General features: G+C 66.3%; 15 protein-coding genes and 4 tRNA genes. 13 read left to right on the forward strand and 6 right to left on the reverse strand.

Annotation, left to right across the window (positions count from 1 at the left end; all coding sequences use genetic code 11):
• Nucleotide 1 precedes the first annotated feature (1 nt).
• Nucleotides 2-427, reverse strand: a complete 426-nt coding sequence (locus tag CR157_RS18705) for a hypothetical protein (RefSeq protein ID WP_110285058.1) — start codon at nt 425-427, stop codon at nt 2-4.
• 142 nt (nt 428-569) lie between these two features.
• Between CR157_RS18705 and pyrC the strand changes: the two genes are divergently transcribed.
• Nucleotides 570-1,607, forward strand: coding sequence for a dihydroorotase (pyrC, locus tag CR157_RS18710; protein ID WP_110285059.1), 1,038 nt, complete (start codon nt 570-572; stop codon nt 1,605-1,607).
• Nucleotides 1,608-1,825: 218 nt separating this feature from the next.
• On the opposite strand, the gene mtnN is transcribed toward pyrC, so the two are convergent.
• From mtnN to folD, 3 genes are all read right to left on the reverse strand, one after another.
• Nucleotides 1,826-2,572: a 5'-methylthioadenosine/S-adenosylhomocysteine nucleosidase gene (gene mtnN / locus CR157_RS18715; protein ID WP_110285060.1), complete on the reverse strand. Its 747-nt coding sequence runs from the start codon at nt 2,570-2,572 to the stop codon at nt 1,826-1,828.
• Nucleotides 2,569-3,033, reverse strand: a complete 465-nt coding sequence (locus tag CR157_RS18720; protein ID WP_110285061.1) for an S-ribosylhomocysteine lyase — start codon at nt 3,031-3,033, stop codon at nt 2,569-2,571. Before CR157_RS18720 ends, mtnN begins: the two co-directional genes overlap by 4 nt.
• Before the next feature lie 91 nt (nt 3,034-3,124).
• On the reverse strand, nt 3,125-4,003 hold the full coding sequence (gene folD / locus CR157_RS18725) for a bifunctional methylenetetrahydrofolate dehydrogenase/methenyltetrahydrofolate cyclohydrolase FolD (RefSeq protein ID WP_181422119.1): 879 nt from the start codon (nt 4,001-4,003) through the stop codon (nt 3,125-3,127).
• A gap of 212 nt (nt 4,004-4,215) precedes the next feature.
• Between folD and CR157_RS18730 the strand changes: the two genes are divergently transcribed.
• The 11 genes from CR157_RS18730 (at nt 4,216) to CR157_RS18780 (ending at nt 14,830) form a co-directional block, all read left to right on the forward strand.
• Nucleotides 4,216-4,292 (forward strand) — tRNA-Pro (locus CR157_RS18730).
• Nucleotides 4,293-4,360: 68 nt separating this feature from the next.
• Nucleotides 4,361-4,437, forward strand: a tRNA-Arg gene (locus CR157_RS18735).
• Nucleotides 4,438-4,478: 41 nt separating this feature from the next.
• A tRNA-His gene (locus CR157_RS18740) sits at nt 4,479-4,553 on the forward strand.
• A gap of 42 nt (nt 4,554-4,595) precedes the next feature.
• Nucleotides 4,596-4,670, forward strand: a tRNA-His gene (locus tag CR157_RS18745).
• Nucleotides 4,671-5,008: 338 nt separating this feature from the next.
• The gene (gene tig, locus CR157_RS18750; protein WP_110285063.1) at nt 5,009-6,388 is read left to right on the forward strand and encodes a trigger factor; all 1,380 of its coding nucleotides are present in this window, start codon (nt 5,009-5,011) and stop codon (nt 6,386-6,388) included.
• Nucleotides 6,389-6,473: 85 nt separating this feature from the next.
• Nucleotides 6,474-7,094: an ATP-dependent Clp endopeptidase proteolytic subunit ClpP gene (gene clpP, locus CR157_RS18755; protein ID WP_110285064.1), complete on the forward strand. Its 621-nt coding sequence runs from the start codon at nt 6,474-6,476 to the stop codon at nt 7,092-7,094.
• A 119-nt stretch (nt 7,095-7,213) separates the two neighbouring features.
• Complete coding sequence (clpX, locus tag CR157_RS18760) at nt 7,214-8,494, forward strand: ATP-dependent Clp protease ATP-binding subunit ClpX (RefSeq protein ID WP_110285065.1); 1,281 nt, start codon at nt 7,214-7,216, stop codon at nt 8,492-8,494.
• Between the two features lie 225 nt (nt 8,495-8,719).
• Nucleotides 8,720-11,128, forward strand: a complete 2,409-nt coding sequence (lon, locus tag CR157_RS18765) for an endopeptidase La (RefSeq protein WP_110285066.1) — start codon at nt 8,720-8,722, stop codon at nt 11,126-11,128.
• 176 nt (nt 11,129-11,304) lie between these two features.
• The gene (locus tag CR157_RS18770; RefSeq protein ID WP_110285067.1) at nt 11,305-11,577 is read left to right on the forward strand and encodes an HU family DNA-binding protein; all 273 of its coding nucleotides are present in this window, start codon (nt 11,305-11,307) and stop codon (nt 11,575-11,577) included.
• Between the two features lie 175 nt (nt 11,578-11,752).
• Nucleotides 11,753-13,573 (forward strand): SurA N-terminal domain-containing protein, encoded by a 1,821-nt coding sequence (locus CR157_RS18775; RefSeq protein WP_110285068.1) that lies wholly within the window; start codon nt 11,753-11,755, stop codon nt 13,571-13,573.
• Nucleotides 13,574-13,789: 216 nt separating this feature from the next.
• Nucleotides 13,790-14,830 carry a CobW family GTP-binding protein gene (locus tag CR157_RS18780; RefSeq protein WP_110285069.1) on the forward strand — a complete coding sequence of 347 codons (1,041 nt, stop codon included), beginning with the start codon at nt 13,790-13,792 and terminating at the stop codon, nt 14,828-14,830.
• Here CR157_RS18780 and CR157_RS18785 read toward each other — a convergent pair.
• Together CR157_RS18785 and CR157_RS18790 are read right to left on the reverse strand one after the other, a co-directional pair.
• The gene (locus CR157_RS18785; RefSeq protein ID WP_110285070.1) at nt 14,820-15,578 is read right to left on the reverse strand and encodes a UDP-2,3-diacylglucosamine diphosphatase; all 759 of its coding nucleotides are present in this window, start codon (nt 15,576-15,578) and stop codon (nt 14,820-14,822) included. The two genes, CR157_RS18780 and CR157_RS18785, sit on opposite strands and share 11 nt — an antisense overlap.
• Before the next feature lie 87 nt (nt 15,579-15,665).
• On the reverse strand, nt 15,666-16,172 hold the full coding sequence (locus tag CR157_RS18790) for a peptidylprolyl isomerase (RefSeq protein ID WP_110285071.1): 507 nt from the start codon (nt 16,170-16,172) through the stop codon (nt 15,666-15,668).
• Between the two features lie 334 nt (nt 16,173-16,506).
• Between CR157_RS18790 and CR157_RS18795 the strand changes: the two genes are divergently transcribed.
• Entirely contained in the window at nt 16,507-18,219 is a 1,713-nt protein-coding gene (locus tag CR157_RS18795) for a glutamine--tRNA ligase/YqeY domain fusion protein (protein ID WP_110285072.1), read from the forward strand.
• The last annotated feature ends 1 nt before the right edge of the window (nt 18,220 follow it).

Genomic DNA, 18,220 nt, shown 5'->3' on the forward strand with positions numbered 1-18,220 from the left:
ATCAGGCGCGGCCCTGTCGGCGGGCGTTGAAGCGGTGGATGAGCCACTTGCCCAGCAGGGTCAGCACGAAGACGCCCCAGCCGGAGGTGGCGAGCACGTTGAACAGCAGCATCTTCTGGGCACCGTCGAGCGGGGTGAACAGGGTCTCGATGACGATGGCGATGAGGAAGGCCAGGGTGAGCGGCAGGGCAAGGATGTGCATCCACATCTCGGTACGCCGCTTGCGCACGTGGTAGCGACCCAGCAGGACCCGGATGGGGCGGTGCACGAAGCTCACCAGGATCATGCTGCCGAGCGCCAGCACCGCGGCCAGGGTGGGCTCGAGGCTGCCGATCCGGGCGGAGGCGCTGACCGACCAGAACACTGCCAGCCACATGAGCCCGGCCAGAGTGGCGACCAGGTCGGCGTAGTGACGCACCTTCGGCATGTTGTCTCCCTCGATGGATCTGCCGGCATGATACGGCAATTTTCCCGGTGGTGAAGGGGCATCGCAACCCGTGGCGCCCGGCCGCTGCCCCTTGCGGTATACTGGCGCGACCGACGATCCACTTGCCGATACAGGACGCGCCGTGACTTCGATCTCCCTGACCCGCCCCGACGACTGGCACCTGCACCTGCGCGACGGCGAGGCACTCGCCGCGGTGGTGGCCGCCACCGCCCGTCAGATGGGGCGTGCCATCATCATGCCCAACCTCAAGCCGCCGGTGACCAGCACCGAGCAGGCCCGGGCGTACCGCGACCGGATCCTGGCGGCCCTGCCCGAGGGCAGCCGCTTCGAGCCGCTGATGACGCTCTACCTCACCGACAACACGCCGGCCGAGGAGATCGAGCGGGCCGCGGCCAGCGGCCTCGTGCAGGCGGTGAAGCTCTATCCCGCCGGGGCCACCACCAATTCCGACTCCGGCGTCACCGACCTGGCCCACTGCGACGCGGCCGTTGCCGCCATGGCGCGCCTGGGCATGCCGCTGCTGGTGCATGGCGAGGTGACCAGCGCCGAGATCGACATCTTCGATCGCGAGGCGGTGTTCATCGAGCGGGTCATGAAGCCGCTGCTGGAGCGCCATCCGGACCTCAGGGTGGTGTTCGAGCATATCACCACGGCCGATGCCGCCGAGTTCGTCGCCGCGGCCCCGGCCACTGTGGGGGCCACCATCACCGCCCACCATCTGCTGTTCAACCGCAACCACATGCTGGTGGGGGGCATTCGCCCGCACTACTACTGCCTGCCGATCCTCAAGCGCGAACGCCATCGCGAGGCGCTGCTGGCGGCGGCCACCTCGGGGAACCCCAAGTTCTTCCTCGGCACCGACAGCGCCCCCCATGCCCGAGGCGACAAGGAGAGTGCCTGCGGCTGTGCCGGTGCCTATACCGCCCCGGCGGCCATCGAGCTCTACGCCACGGCGTTCGAGCAGGCCGGTGCCCTGGAGCGTCTCGAGGGCTTCGCCAGCCACTTCGGCCCGGACTTCTACGGCGTGGCGCGCAACGCCGACCGCGTCACCCTGGTGCGCGAGCCCTGGACCCTGCCCGAATCGCTGCCCTACGCCGGCGACCAGCGCATCGTGCCGCTGATGGCCGGCGAGACCCTGGAGTGGAAGCTGCGCGACTGAGCTGCTGGTGGCTTACCAGCGCTGGGAGGCCCTATGGGGTCAGACCCCGGCCGAGTTACCAGGCCTGTCACCATGCACTTGGCGAGCGGAGTCGACACCGCCGGGGTCTGACCCCATAGGGGCGGCCTCGGCGCTTTTTCGGCGAACGTGCTGCCATCGTCGGGATATTCGCGGGGAGGCCCGGGTCTGATCCCGGAGGGCCTCCCACTGCCTATGCCCTATACCTGGCCGGCGACCGGCTGCGGGCTCGCCTGGGCAACCGGGCTGGCCAGGCGCGCGACCATCGCTTCGACCATGCGGGCCGAGTGATCGGCGGCCTTTTCCAGGAACTGCTCGAAGGAGAGGTGGTTGTCGCCGCCGCCGGCGATGTCGGAGAGCGAGCGGATCACCACGAAGGGGCAGCCATAGAGGTGGCAAGTCTGGGCGATGGCCGCGGCCTCCATCTCGGCGGCGAGCATGGTGGGAAAGCGCGTGCGGGTCCTCGAGACCAGCTCGGGGCAGGCCATGAAGACGTCGCCGGTGGCGATCAGGCCCTCGACCACGTGCACCTCGCCGAGGGACTCGACGCACTCCCGTGCGACCGTCACCAGGCGGTCGTCCGGCAGGTAGGCGGCGGGCATCCGGGGCACCTGGCCGTGCTCGTAGCCGAATACCACGGCGTCGACGTCGTGGTGGCGTACCTCGCTGGAGACCACGATATCGCCGATCTCGAGGCCTTCCCCGAAGCCACCGGCCGAGCCGGTGTTGATGATCGCCTCGGGCCGGTAGAGATCGAGCAGCAGGGTGGTGCCGACGGCGGCGTTCACCTTGCCGATACCGGATTGCAGGATCACCACTTCGACCCCGCGGAGGTGTCCCTGGTGGAAGGTGCAGCCGACATGGGAGCGGGTACGCCGGTCTTCCAGCAGGGAGGCGAGGTGCTCGACCTCCTGGGCCATGGCGCCGATGATGCCGATCCGTTTCATGCGAAGACGTCCGTCCACTCGTGGCGCTTGTCGAGGAAGCCCTGCGCGATGGCCTTGGCGCCTTCCAGGCTGTGGCTGGCGGCCCAGCCGCACTGCATCTCGTTGCAGGCCGGCACCTCGTCGGCGACCAGCACGTCCTCGAGGGTCTTCTGCAGCAGGGTCAGCACGTCGTCGTAGTCGTCGTGGTTGATCAGCGCCACGTAGAAGCCGGTCTGGCAGCCCATGGGGCTGATGTCGACGATGCGATCGGAATGGTTGCGCGACAGCTCCGCCATCAGGTGCTCCAGGGAGTGCAGCGCCGGCATCTCCATGTGCTCCCGGTTGGGCTGGCAGATCCGCATGTCGTACTTGTGGATACGGTCGCCGTTCAGGCCGGTCTTGATGTCGGCCAGGCGGACATAGGGGGCCTTCACCTTGGTGTGATCCAGGTTGAAGCTTTCCACGTTCATCTTGTCGCTCATCGATGGCCTCGCGTTCCGGTGGGTGGACGTCTCGGGAAAGTGGGGTGCGCATTCTAGCCGACTGCGCGCCGGTGTGCATGTGCCGGCCGGCTCAGGCGGGCTGGTGGCCGGCCGCCATGGCGTCGTGCAGTTCCGCCGCGACCAGGGTGTTCTCGAGCAGCGAGGCCACGGTCATGGGGCCGACCCCGCCGGGCACCGGGGTGATCCAACTGGCGCGCTCGGCCGCCGGCTCGAACTCCACGTCGCCCACCAGGCGGCCGTCCTCCTCGCGGTTGATGCCCACGTCGATGACGATGGCGCCGTCCCTCACCCATTCGCCCTTGACCAGCCCCGGCTGGCCCACCGCCACCACCAGCAGCTCGGCGCGCCGGACATGCTCCTCGAGGTGGCGGGTGAAGCGGTGGCAGACGGTGGTGGTGCAGCCGGCGAGCATCAGCTCCAGCGCCATGGGACGACCGACGATGTTGGAGGCGCCCACCACGGTGGCGTCCAGGCCGCGCACCTTGAGGCCACTCTCCTGCAGCAGGGTTATCACTCCCTTGGGGGTGCAGGGGCGCAGCATCGGCAGACGCTGGGCCAGGCGCCCCAGGTTGTAGGGGTGGAAGCCGTCGACATCCTTGTGGGGAAGGATGCGCTCGAGGATCGGCCGGGCATCCAGGTGTTCGGGCAGCGGCAGCTGGACCAGGATGCCGTCGATCCGCGGGTCGGCGTTGAGGCGGTCGACCAGGACCTCGAGCTCCTGCTGGGAGGTCGTGGCCGGCAGCTGGTGGCGGAAGGACTCGATACCCGCCTCCACGCAGGCGTTTTGCTTGTTGCGCACGTAGACGGCGGAGGCGGGGTCCTCGCCCACCAGCACCACGGCCAGGCCCGGGGTACGAGCACCGGCGTCGTGGCGCACCTGCACCTGGCGGGCGACCTGCTGGCGGACTCGGGCGGCAATGGCCTTGCCATCGATCAGTTGGGCTGTCATCGAACTTCCCCTGGTGGTGAACGGTGGGCGGCGCGGACGGCTGCGATGTCCGCGTGAGCAGAAGGCAGCCGATTTTCGCATGACAGGACGCCGAGGCAAAGCGTCGAGGCCCGGCGTGACGCCGTTTGCACTTGACCCCGGGGGAAAGTTCCGTAGAATACGCAGCGCTTGGCGAGGCCCCTGCGGCGGCGCCAGGGCCGCCTGATCACCGGCGGGGTGTAGCGCAGTCTGGTAGCGCGCCTGCTTTGGGAGCAGGATGTCGGGGGTTCGAATCCCTCCACCCCGACCACAACTTGTTGATTGAATTGCTTTATTTTTCATTCAGAGGTTGCGGTCATGTGGCCTGGAACGTAGAATGCGCCTATAGCTCAATCGGATAGAGCAACGGCCTTCTAAGCCGTAGGTTGCAGGTTCGAGTCCTGCTGGGCGCGCCACCTGCGGTGGCGGCGAGTCTCGGTCGAGCAGTGTCGAAATGGTGGATGTAGCTCAGTGGTAGAGCCCCGGATTGTGGCTCCGGTGGTCGTGGGTTCGATCCCCATCATCCACCCCATTCCGACGCGGGCAGTTGTCGTATCAGGCAATCAAGGCAGTGGTGGATGTAGCTCAGTGGTAGAGCCCCGGATTGTGGCTCCGGTGGTCGTGGGTTCGATCCCCATCATCCACCCCACCCCTTGACAGGTCCCGGTTCCTCGTCTTTTCTGTACCATAGCCGATCATCTTTTTTCTGGTTCATCCGAGTACGGGCTGCCCTTCGGCACTCCGGCTTTTCTGTTTGCTGCCCTTCGGCACTCCGGCTTTTCTGTTTGCTGTCCTTTGGCCCCTTCGAGTCGCCGCCGGTGGCGCCATTTCGCCCCGATCTTTTTCGCCGGTATGCCTTGCAATGCGCCCCCGTGCCCCCATTTGCCGGGTATGGTGCTTGCCAGTACCGGGCGGGATTCTTAGAATCTCCCCCTTGACCCTATTCACGCTTTCATCAGAACGCCCCCAGTCGGTAGAGGACAATTCATGCAAGTTTCCGTCGATACGACCTCCCAGATCGAACGCCGCATCACCGTGCAGGTGCCGGCCGCCGAGATCGACGAGGCCGTCGCCGCCCGTCTCAAGGACGCCGCCAAGAACGTTCGCATGGACGGCTTCCGCAAGGGCAAGGTGCCGATGTCGGTGATTCGTCAGCGCTACGGCCACGACGTGCGCAACGAGGTGGTGGGCGAGGTGATGCGCGAGCGCTATGTGCGTGCCATCACCGAGGAGAACCTCAACCCTGCCGGCTTCCCGCAGATCGAAGCCACCGTCAACGAATCGGGCAAGGATCTGGAATTCACCGCCACTCTGGAGGTCTACCCAGAGATAGAGCTGGCTTCCATCGAGGGCACCGAAGTCGAGCGTCCGGTGGTCGAGGTGACCGAGGCGGATGTCGACGAGATGGTCGAGACCCTGCGCAAGCAGAACGCCGCCTGGGAAGCGGTGGAGCGTGCCGCCGAGGATGGCGACCAGGTGACCATCGACTTCCAGGGCTTCCTGGGCGACGAGCCCTTCGAGGGCGGCAGCGCCGAAGGGCATAGCCTGGTGCTGGGGTCCGGCAGCTTCATTCCCGGTTTCGAGGAGCAGCTGGTCGGCGCCAGCGCCGGTGAGGAGAAGGAACTCAAGGTCACCTTCCCCGAGGACTACCAGGCCGAGAACCTGGCGGGCCAGGAAGCGACCTTCAAGGTCAAGGTGCACCAGGTCAGTGCCCAGACCCTGCCGGAGGTGGATGCCGAGTTCGTCAAGAAGTTCGGTGTCGAGGACGGCGACCTGGAGAAGTTCCGCACCGAGGTCACCAGCAACATGACCCGCGAGGCGAGCCAGGCGGTGGAAAACCGCGTCAAGCAGCAGGTGCTCGAGGCGCTCCAGAAGGCCAACGACATCCCGGTGCCCCAGTCGCTGGTGCAGCAGGAGACCGACGGCCTCAAGCGCCAGGCGGCCCAGCAGTTCGGCCTGGGCGAGGACTTCGACGTCTCCCAGCTGCCCGATGAGCTGTTCGCCGAGCAGGCGAAGAGCCGCGTGCAGGTCGGCCTGTTGCTGGCCGAGGTGATCAAGTCCCACGAGCTCGACGCCTCCGACGACGAGATCAAGGCCAAGGTCGAGGAGCTGGCCGAGCAGTACCAGGAGCCGGAGCAGGTGGTCGAGCACTATCTCGGCAACGATCAGCTCAAGACCCAGGTCAAGTCCGCTATCCTCGAAGAGAAGGCCGTCGACCAGCTGCTCGAGCAGGCCACCGTCAAGGATGTGGAGATGAGCTACCAGGAGGTGCTGGCCGCTGCCCAGCAGCAGGCCGAGAGCGACGAGGCCGAAGAGAGCGAGGCAACCGAGGAAGCCGAGGAGAACGGCGAGGAGAGCAAGGCCTGATCACCCTCTCCCCGGGCTTCTTCCCCGCCGGCGCTGCCGGCGGGACGTTACGCTTCCATTCATCGGATGCAAGGACATCACACAAATGAGCAACGAGTTCGATATTCGCAACACCGGCGGCCTGGTGCCGATGGTGGTCGAGCAGAGCGCGCGCGGCGAGCGGGCTTATGACATCTATTCCCGCCTGCTCAAGGAGCGTGTGATCTTCCTGGTGGGTCCGGTGGAAGATTACATGGCCAACCTGATCGTGGCGCAGCTGCTGTTCCTGGAGTCCGAGAACCCGGACAAGGACATCCACCTCTACATCAACTCCCCGGGCGGGGGCGTCACCGCCGGCATGTCGATCTACGACACCATGCAGTTCGTCAAGCCCGACGTCTCCACCGTCTGCATCGGTCAGGCGGCGAGCATGGGCGCGCTGCTGCTGGCCGGGGGGGCGGCGGGCAAGCGGTTCTGCCTGCCCAACTCGCGGATGATGATCCACCAGCCGCTGGGCGGCTACCAGGGCCAGGCCTCGGACATCGAGATCCATACCCGCGAGATCCTCGGTATCCGCGACAGGCTCAACCAGATCCTGGCGCACCACACCGGCCAGGACTTCGAGACCATCGCCCGGGATACCGACCGCGACAACTTCATGGACGGCGGCCAGGCCGCCGAGTATGGCCTGATCGATGCCGTGCTGGATAAGCGGCCGACATCCTGATAGCGTGAAACCTATCCACGCACGCTCGATGCACGCGCGATTGACATGATTCCCGGCGGCCACTGGCCGCCGTCGAGAACACGGCGGCAGCTGGCCGCCGAAGCGAGAGAGGTACGCGAATGGCCGACGGCAAAGGCAAGGACGAAGGCGGCAAGCTGCTCTACTGCTCGTTCTGCGGCAAGAACCAGAACGAGGTGCGCAAGCTGATTGCCGGCCCGTCCGTCTATATCTGCGATGAGTGTGTCGACCTGTGCAACGACATCATTCGCGAGGAAGTTCTCGATGCCGATGCCGAGAGCGACGAGGAGCGTCTGCCGGTTCCCCGCGAGATTCGTCACACCCTCGATGATTACGTGATCGGCCAGGACCGCGCCAAGATGGTGCTGTCCGTGGCGGTCTACAACCACTACAAGCGCCTGCGCTCCGACGTGAAGGGTGACGACGTCGAGCTCGGCAAGTCGAACATCCTGCTGATCGGCCCCACCGGCAGCGGCAAGACCCTGCTGGCCGAGACCCTGGCGCGGCTGCTCAACGTGCCCTTCACCATCGCCGATGCCACCACCCTCACCGAGGCGGGCTATGTCGGCGAGGATGTCGAGAACATCATCCAGAAGCTGCTGCAGAAGTGCGACTACGATGTGGAGAAGGCCCAGCGCGGCATCGTCTACATCGACGAGATCGACAAGATCTCGCGCAAGTCGGACAACCCCTCCATCACCCGCGACGTCTCGGGCGAGGGGGTGCAGCAGGCGCTGCTCAAGCTGATCGAGGGCACCACCGCCTCGGTGCCCCCCCAGGGAGGGCGCAAGCACCCGCAGCAGGAGTTCCTGCAGGTCGACACCGGCAACATCCTGTTCATCGTCGGCGGTGCCTTCGCCGGGCTGGACAAGGTGATCCGCGATCGCGCCGAGAAGGGCGGCATCGGCTTCAACGCCACCGTCAAGAGCAAGGACGAGGCCAAGGGCGTCGGGGCCCTGCTGGCCGACGTGGAGCCCGAGGACCTGGTCAAGTTCGGCCTGATCCCCGAGTTCGTCGGTCGCCTGCCGGTCATCGCGACCCTCACCGAGCTCACCGAGGATGCCCTGATCCAGATCCTCACCGAGCCCAAGAACTCGCTGATCAAGCAGTACGCCAGGCTGTTCGAGATGGAGGGGGTCGAGCTGGAGTTCCGCGACGATGCCCTGCGTGCGGTGGCCGGCAAGGCCATGGCGCGCAAGACCGGTGCCCGCGGCCTGCGCTCGATCCTCGAGTCGGTGCTGCTCGACACCATGTACGAGATCCCCTCGCTGGAGGGGGTGAGCAAGGTGGTGATCGATGCCTCGGTGATCGCCGACGAGAGCGAGCCGCTGCTGATCTACTCGCAGCAGGAAGAGCCGCGCAGCGACGGTACCAGCGGTTAGGCCCGGGCCTGCCCAGCGGCCTGATGCGGGAGCGAATTCATCCGTGACGTGCCGAGCGGGGCGCCCTTGTCGGCGCCTTCCCGGCACCTCTGGTGATGGATTGGCTCCCGTTTCCTTTTTCCGGCGCCCGGGCGCCAGACGCCTTGCAAAGCCGCTGCGTCGCCCCCACTCCCCCAGTATCCGAAGAGTTCGTATCCACCCGATTTCGTTTGAGGAACGTCTGCGATGCAGCAGAACGCCGAACAGACCCTGAGTCTGCCCCTTTTGCCGCTGCGGGACGTGGTCGTCTACCCGCAGATGGTCATTCCGTTGTTCGTCGGCCGGGAGAAGTCGATCCTGGCCCTCGAGGCGGCCATGGCCGCCGACAAGCGTGTCCTTCTGGTCGCCCAGCGCGAGGCCAGCAAGGACGATCCGGACGGGGAGGATCTGTTCTCCATCGGCACCGTGGCCGAGATCATGCAACTGCTCAAGCTGCCCGACGGGACCGTCAAGGTGCTGATCGAAGGGACGTCGCGTGCCGATGTCGGCGAGATCGTCGTGGTCGACGACGGCTACAGCCGGGCCGAAGTGTCGCTGCGCGAGAGTGAACCGCTCACCGCCCGGGAGCAGGAGGCCCTGGTGCGCGTGCTGCTCAACCAGTTCGAGCAGTACGTCAAGATGTCCCGGAAGGTGCCCAACGAGGTGCTCAACTCGCTCTCCGGCATCGAGGACCCGAGTCGCCTGGTCGACACCATCTGCGCCCATCTGTCGCTGAAGATCGACGACAAGCAGCAGCTGCTGGAGATGGATCGGGTGCGCGATCGCATCGAGCACCTGATGGCGCTGATCGAGTCCGAGATCGACCTGCTGCAGGTCGAGAAGCGCATCCGCTCGCGGGTCAAGGACCAGATGGAGAAGTCCCAGCGCGAGTACTACCTCAACGAGCAGATGAAGGCCATCCAGAAGGAGATGGGCGAGCTCGAGAACATGCCCAACGAGGCCGACAAGTACGAGCAGGCGATCAAGGAGTCCGGCATGCCCAAGGAGGCGGCCGACAAGGCGAACCAGGAACTCGGCAAGCTGAGGATGATGTCGCCGTCCTCGGCCGAGGCCACGGTGGTGCGCTCCTATCTCGACTGGCTGGTGTCGGTGCCGTGGAAGAAGCGCACCCGGGTCAGGCACGACCTGGTCCATGCCCAGCAGGTGCTCGACGAGGACCACTACGGCCTCGACGAGGTCAAGGCGCGGATCCTCGAGTACCTTGCTGTGCACAAGCGGGTCAAGAAGCTCAAGGGCCCGGTGCTCTGCCTGGTGGGGCCGCCGGGGGTCGGCAAGACGTCGCTGGGGCAGTCCATCGCCCGGGCCACCAACCGCAAGTACGTGCGCCTGGCGCTCGGCGGGGTGCGCGACGAGTCCGAGATCCGCGGCCACCGCCGCACCTATATCGGCTCGCTGCCCGGCAAGCTGATCCAGCGCATGGCCAGGGCCGGCGTCAAGAACCCGCTGTTCCTGCTCGACGAGGTCGACAAGATCGGCATGGACCATCGTGGCGACCCGGCCTCGGCGCTGCTCGAGGTGCTCGATCCGGAGCAGAACAATACCTTCAGCGACCACTACCTGGAGCTGGACTACGACCTGTCCGAGACCCTGTTCATCTGCACCGCCAACTCGATGAACATTCCCGGGCCGCTGCTCGACCGCATGGAGGTGATCCGGCTGCCGGGTTACACCGAGGACGAGAAGCTGGCCATCGCCCGGCGCTACCTGGTGCCCAAGCAGCTCAAGGCCAACGGCCTCAAGGACGAGGAGCTGGCCTTCTCCGACGAGGCGCTGCTCGAGCTGATTCGTTACTACAGCCGCGAGGCCGGGGTGCGCGAGCTCGAGCGACAGATCGCCAAGGTGTGCCGCAAGGTGCTGCGCGAGCGTCTCGAGCGCGAGGCGAAGGAGGGCGCCCAGGCCCCGGTGGTGCTGGCGGCGGCGGATATCGAGCCCTACGCCGGGGTGCGCCGCTACAGCTATGGCCTGGCCGACCAGGAGGACCAGGTGGGGCGCGTGACCGGCCTGGCCTGGACCTCGGTGGGCGGCGAGCTGCTCAGCATCGAGTCGGTGGTCACCCCCGGCAAGGGCCGCATCAACAAGACCGGCTCGCTGGGCGATGTCATGAAGGAGTCGGTGAGCGCGGCCCATACCGTGGTGCGGGCCCGGGCCCTGGCGCTCGGCATCGACCCGGAGCGCTTCGAGAAGGAGGACCTGCACATTCACGTGCCCGAGGGCGCCACGCCCAAGGACGGGCCCAGTGCCGGCATCGCCATGGTCACGGCCATGATCTCGGCCTACACCGTGCGCCCGGTTCGCTGCGACGTGGCCATGACCGGCGAGGTCAACCTGCGCGGCGAGGTGCTGCCGATCGGCGGCCTGAAGGAGAAATTGCTGGCCGCGCGGCGCGGTGGTATAAAGATCGTGCTTGTGCCCGAAGAGAATCGCCGGGATCTCAAGGAGGTGCCGGACAATATCAAGGAAGCACTCGACATCAGGCCTGTTCGCTGGATCGACGAGGTCATGGAGGTGGCGCTGGTAGAGAAGCCGGATGCAGCAAGCGAGGAATCGCGGCCAGACGACGCAGCCTCTTCACACTCGATGATCAGCACGCATTAACGATAAAAAGTCCATCATGTCGGCGTGAAAAGCCCGACATGATGGGGTTTGGCGCGCGAGGTTGCTTGACAGGTGTTTCATCGCATTGCTATAAATTGCGCCATGCTTTGATCGCGTTATTCAGCCAAAAGTCGCGTCGATTAGAGTCATTTTCTGAAACAGTCAAGGGGTGAAGTGTGAACAAATCCGAGCTGATCGAAGCCATCGCTGCATCTGCCGACATTCCCAAGGCAGCCGCTTCCCGTGCTCTGGACGCCATGGTCGAGACCGTGGCCGAGAGCCTCAAGAAGGGCGAGAGCGTCTCTCTGGTGGGCTTCGGTACCTTCGCCGTGAAGGAGCGTGCCGCCCGCACCGGCCGCAACCCGCAGACCGGCCAGCCGATCGAAATCAGTGCTGCCAAGGTGCCGAGCTTCAAGGCCGGCAAGGCGCTCAAGGATTCCGTCAACTGAGTGGATGGGTGGCTCCGCACCACTGACGGTTGATCTTCCTACAGGCGCATCGCCCCGGCGGTGCGCCTGTCTTCGTTTCAGCGGCACCGCGCTGCCGGTGCCCGGATGGCCGCGAGCATCCCCGGGATGCGTATAATGTGGCGCGTCCTTGCCAACTTCATCAGCCGAGGCCTGCATGCTGCAAAGTATTCGAGATCGCTCCAGGAGCTGGGGCGCCAAGATCATCATCGGTGCCGTGGTCGTGACCATGGCGCTGTTCGGCGTGGAGTCCCTGGTGGGGCTGTTCGGCGGTGGTGGCGATGACATCGTCAAGGTCAACGGCGAACCGATCACCCGCCACCAACTCGAGTTGGAGGTGCAGCGTGCCATCCGCAGCGGCCAGGTGCCGCCGGAACAGGAGCGGGCCCTGCGGAACCAGATGCTCGACCAGTTGATCACGGATCGTCTGTTGACCCAGTATGCCGAGGAGGGCGGGCTGCACCTCTCGGAGGAACAGCTCGACCAGCTGATCGTCACCTTGCCGGAGTTCCAGGACCAGGACGGCCGCTTCTCCAGCGAGCTGTTCCGTAATCGCCTCGCCAGCGCCGGCTATACGCCGCTCTCCTTTCGCGAGGAGTTGCGTGTCGACATGAAGCGCCAGCAGCTGCAGCAGGGGCTGGCCTTCAGCGACTTCACCCTGCCCGCCGAGCAGGAGAGGCTGGGGGCGCTGCAGCGTCAGACCCGCAGCTTCCGCTACCATGCCCTCTCCGCCGCCGATCTCGACGACGAGCTGGAGGTCAGCGAAGAGGCGATGCAGCGCCACTACGAGGCCAATGTCGAGAACTACCAGCGTCCCGAGCAGGTTCGCCTGGAGTACGTGATCATCGACCGCCAGCAGATGGCCGACGAGATCGAGATCGAGGAGCAGGCGCTGCGCGAGTTGTGGCGGGAGCGCGGTCGCGATGCCGACCGTCGTGTCTCGCATATCATGCTCACCTTCAACGGCGAGCGCTCCCGCGAGGAGGCCGTGGCCGAGCTCGAGGCCGTGCGCGAGCGCCTGGCCGAGGGCGAGGCGTTCGCCGACCTGGCTGCGGAGGTCTCGGATGATACCGTCTCGGCCGAGCAGGGCGGGGATCTCGGCGTGATCAGCCGTGGCTTCTTCGGCGAGGCCTTCGAGGACGCCGCCTTCGCCCTGGACGAGGGCCAGGTCTCCGATATCGTCGAGACCGACAACGGCCTGCACCTGCTCAAGGTCACGGCGCTGGAGCGCCCCCCTTTCGAGCAGGTGCGCGATGATTTGCGGCGTGAGGCAGCGCTATCCCGTGTTGCCGGCGAGTTCAACGAGCGTGTCCAGCGCCTGATCGACGAGAGCTTCGCCGCCGATGATCTGCAGAGCGTGGCCGACGACATCGGCCTGGAGCTGCACGAGAGCGACTGGGTTTCCCGCGATGGGGCCGAGGGCGTGCTCGCCGAGCCGGGGGTGATGGCCGAGGCGTTCACCGCCGACGTCCTCGAGGAGGGCTACAACAGCGAGGTGATCGAGCTCGACGAGGATCGCCGCCTGGTGCTGCGGGTAGCCGACCATCGCGAGGCCACGGTGCTGGACCTCGACGAGGTGCGTGACAGGGTGCGGGCCGGTGTCGAGTCGCAACTGCGGCGCGAGGCGTTGATCGAGCTCGCCGCCGAGCGCGTCGAGCAGCTGCGGACCGGTGAGGCAACCGAGATCGCGTGGCAGCAGGCCGAGGGCGTCAGTCGTCAGGATGCCGACGGCCTGCCCGAGGCCGTGCTGCAGGCCGCCTTCCGCCTGCCGGCGCCCGAGGGCGATGAGCCGGTCTATGGGCATGCCGTCGCCGGCGACCGGGTGGTGCTGCTCGCCCTGGATCGCGTCGAACCGGGTGAGGTCGACAGCGAGACCGAGCTCTTCGTGGCGCGCATGGCCGAGCGGCTGCGGGCCCAGGCGGCCATCCAGGGGCTGCTCGACGACCTGCGTGACAAGGCCGATATCGAGCGTCTCTGAGCGACACTGGCCGTTCGGTAACGGAGGGGCGCCACGGCGCCCCTCTTTCGTGACCACTCTTTACGTGGCTGCTATTTATACCGTTATCTTCCATAAGCCCCCGACACCACCCCGGCCCCGACGTGCTAGCCGACCAGCGGACCATCGCTCCGGCGGTGACGCCTGACGGCAATAATGTTATCTTGTAACATTCAAGGTTTTGCCAGGATCCGTGCCATGCTGACTCCGATCGCCAATCTTCCCGTTCACCTGATCACCGGTTTCCTCGGCAGCGGCAAGAGCACCCTGATCCATCGCCTGATCGAGCAGAAGCCCCCGGGAGAACGCTGGGCGGTGCTGATCAACGAGTTCGGCCAGGTGGGCATCGACCAGGCGATGTTTGCCGAGCGCGATGACCTGGTGGTCAAGGGGTTGCCGGGGGGATGCCTCTGCTGTCAGCTCGCCTTCGTGATGCAGGCGACCCTGGTCAACCTGCTGCATCGCCATCGTCCCGACCGCTTGATCATCGAGCCCTCGGGGCTCGGTCACCCGGCCGGGTTGCTTGAGGTATTGCGCGGGGAGGCCTTCGCCGGGGTGCTGGAGGTCCGCGACATCATCGCCGTGCTCGACCCGCGACGCCTGGACGATCCCCGGGCCCGGGAACACGAGACCTTCCGCGACCAGCTGGAGATGGCCGATGCCGTGGCCCTGACCATGACGGACCTGGCGACGCCGGAGCAGCTCGCGGCCGCCGAGGCCCTGCTGGGCGAGAGCTGGCCAGCCAAGAAGTGGGTCCGGCCGGCGCCCCACGGCGAGCTGCCCCTGTCCCTGCTCATCGAGGCGGCGGGAGGCGAGCCACCTCATCGGGCGTCACCCGACAGCGAGGCGCATCGCCGGCTACGCGAGGCGGCGGCCGGCAGCCTGTTGCTGGAGGACTTCGGTGCCGACGAGCCGACCCCGGGCAAGCCCGTGCGCGAGGAGGGCGGTTCGCTGGGCTATGCCACCCTGGGGTGGCGCTGGCACCCCGACGACGTCTTCGACCTCGACCGGGTCACGGCGCTTCTGGGAGAACTGCCTCGCGGGTTGCGGGTCAAGGGCGTGCTGCATAGCGAGGCGGGCTGGAAGCTCTACAACCGCGCCGCCGGGGCGGTGAGCCTGACCGCCAGCGCCTGGCGGCAGGATTCGCGGCTGGAGGTGATCGGCGAGGCGGGGAGTCTGCCCCAGGCAGAGGAGCTGGAAACCGAGCTGCAGAGGTGCCTGTGCGCCTCTAGAGACTGAACTCCCGCAGCTCGGGCTCGCCGCCGTCCTCGACCACGATCTCCCAGCCCTGGCCGGGTTGCCAGTCGCCGAGCACGTAGCGTCGGGCGGGCTGGCCGTCGACCTCGAGCCGGTGAACGGCGGGACGGTGGGTGTGGCCATGGATCAGGCTGGTCACGCCGTGCTCGGCCATGACCTTCTCCACCTCCTCGGGGGTGACGTCCATGATGTCGTCGGCCTTGTTGGAGGTGGCCTCGCCGGATTGCTGGCGCAGCGACTGTGCCAGGGTGAGGCGGTCCTGGATCGGCATGGCCAGGATCTGCTGCTGCCACTGGGGATTCCTGGCCTGGGCCCGGAAGGCCATGTAGGCCTCGTCACGGGTGCAGAGGCTGTCGCCGTGCATCAGCAGCACCCGCTGGCCGCCGAGTTCGACCACGGCGGGGTCGGGGAGCAGCGAGGCCCCGGCGTCGCGGGCGAAGCGCTCGCCGAGCAGGAAATCGCGGTTGCCGTGCATCAGCCGGATCTCGGTGCCGCCATCGGCCAGGCGGCGCAGGGCCTTCGCCACCCGTTGCGCCAGGGCGGCGTTGCCGGTGGGGTCGGCGTCGCCGAGGTCGAGCAGGTCGTCACCGATCCAGGCCTCGAAGAAGTCGCCGAGGACATAGAGGGCATCGACGCCGTCGGCGCGCGCCTCGAGCCAGCGAAGAAAGCCCTCGGTGACGTCGGGCGCGCCGGGGTGCAGGTGCAGGTCGGATATCAGCAGGGTGGTCATGATGGGCTCTCGCGTGGTACTCGGTGACCCGGGGCGTAACGCAACACGCCCGCGGGAGGCGGGCGTGCGACCGGTCGGCGAAAAGGCTCAGGCGTCGGCCTCGTCCTTGAAGTAGGCGCGCTGGATGATGACGTCGTCGGCGGGCACGTCGGCGTGCATGCCGCGACGGGTGGTGGGCACGGCCTTGATCTTCTCGACCACGTCCATGCCCTCGACCACCTCCCCGAACACGCAGTAGCCCCAGCCCTGGATCGACTTGCCGCTGTGGTTGAGGAAATCGTTGTCGCCCACGTTGATGAAGAACTGGGCGGTGGCCGAGTGCGGGTCCTGGGTGCGTGCCATGGCCAGGGTGCCGGTGGCGTTGGTCAGGCCGTTGTCGGCCTCGTTCTCGATCGGGTCCCGGGTCGGCTTCTGGTTGAAGTCGGTGTCGAAACCGCCACCCTGGACCATGAAGCCGTCGATCACGCGGTGAAAGAGGGTGTTGTCGTAGTGCCCGTCGCGCACGTACTGCTCGAAATTGGCTGCGGTCTTCGGTGCCTTCTCGTGGTTCAGGGCGATGGTGATGTCACCGAAATTGGTCTGCAGAATGATCATCGATAAGTTCCTGTACGATAGAGGGGCGTTGCCTTGGCGTTGCCCATGGGCGTGGCGCTATAATACCGGTTTTGCTTCGATGCGCGAAGCGAGCCCGAAGCGAGAGGCGCCGGGGGCAGGTCGTAGAGGGGGCCTACGCCAGGGATGGCGTCGGTAGCGCCCAGGGAGGGGTTCACAGCGCCCCCTCGTAGACCTGTCGCCGGATCAGCCTCGAGCGATATAGATATTGCGATACCCTCGGGAAATGGCCCCGGCGCCCCTCGCTGTGAGCACGGCCAAACCGCTCAGGGCTCTCCACGCCTGCACCTTTTAACCAGAGGCTGTTCTTCTCAACATGACCACCGATACCACCAGCGCGCCGAACTTCATCCGCAACCAGATTCGCGAGGAGATCGAGGCCGGCCGCGCCGGCAAGATCGTCACGCGCTTCCCGCCGGAGCCCAATGGCTTCCTGCACATCGGCCATGCCAAGTCGATCTGCCTGAATTTCGGGCTCGCCGAGCAGTTCGGGGGTGACTGTCACCTGCGCTTCGACGACACCAATCCGGCGAAGGAGGAGCAGGCCTACATCGATGCCATCAAGCAGGACGTCGCCTGGCTGGGGTTCGAGTGGGCCGGCCCGGTGCGCTTCGCCTCGGACTATTTCGACCAGCTCTACGCCTGGGCCCAGCACCTGGTGCGCGAGGGCAAGGCCTATGTCGACGACCTCTCGGCCGACGAGATCCGCGAGTACCGTGGCACCCTGACCGAAGCGGGGCGCCCCAGCCCCTATCGCGATCGCTCGCCCGAGGAGAGTCTCGACCTGCTCGAGCGCATGCGCATCGGCGAGTTCGCCGAGGGCGAGAAGGTGCTGCGGGCCAGGATCGACATGGCCTCGCCGAACATCAACCTGCGTGACCCCATCCTCTACCGCATCCGCCATGCCCACCATCACCAGACCGGCGACAAGTGGAAGATCTATCCCTCCTATGACTTCACCCATGGCCAGTCGGATGCCATCGAGGGCGTGACCCACTCGATCTGTACCCTGGAGTTCGAGGACCACCGCCCGCTCTACGAGTGGTTCCTCGACAACCTGCCGGTACCGGTGACGCCGCGCCAGATCGAGTTCGCCCGGCTCAACCTCAACTACACCCTGACCTCCAAGCGCAAGCTCAAGCTGCTGGTGGACGAAGGCATCGTCGACGGCTGGGACGACCCGCGCCTGCCGACCATCTCGGGCATGCGTCGCCGCGGCTATACCCCGGCGTCGATCCGCAAGTTCTGCGAGATGATCGGTGTGACGCGTGCCGACGGCGGCCTGGTCGATATCGCCATGCTCTACCACGCCATCCGCGCCGACCTCGAGGACAACGCCCCCCGCGCCATGGCCGTGCTCAAGCCCCTCAAGGTGGTGCTGACCAACGTGGCCGAGGACTTCGAGGAGGTCTATGAGGTGCCCGGGCACCCGGCCCGGGAGGACATGGGCGTGCGCGAGGTGCCCTTCACCCGCGAGCTCTATATCGACCAGGACGATTTCATGGAGGAGCCGCCGAAGAAGTTCTTCCGCCTGGCGCCGGGCAAGGAGGTGCGCCTGCGCAACAGCTATGTCATCCGCTGCGACGAGGTGATCAAGAACGAGGCCGGCGAGATCGAGGAGCTTCACTGCTCGGTGGATTTCGACACCCTCGGCAGGAACCCCGAAGGCCGCAAGGTGAAGGGCGTGATCCACTGGGTCAGCGCCGCCCATGGCGTGCCCATGGAGGTGCGCCTCTACGACAATCTCTTCCAGGTCGAGCAGCCCGACCGTGACAAGGACGCCGATTTCCTCGACCACCTCAATCCCGAGTCGCTGGTGGTGTGCCGGGCGATCGGCGAGCCGAGCCTGGCCGACGCCAGGCCCGAATCGCGCTTCCAGTTCGAGCGGGTGGGCTATTTCTGCGCCGACCGCCACGCCAGCCGGGGCGACAGGCTGGTGTTCAACCGCACCGTGGGGCTGAAGGACAGCTGGGCCAAGGTTCAGAAGCAAGAAGCCCAGAAAAAAGAGCAAGGCCAGAAGAAGGGGTGAC

It is taken from the genome of Halomonas sp. LBP4 (assembly GCF_003202205.1).
Classification (GTDB): Bacteria; Pseudomonadota; Gammaproteobacteria; order Pseudomonadales; family Halomonadaceae; genus Halomonas; species Halomonas flagellata.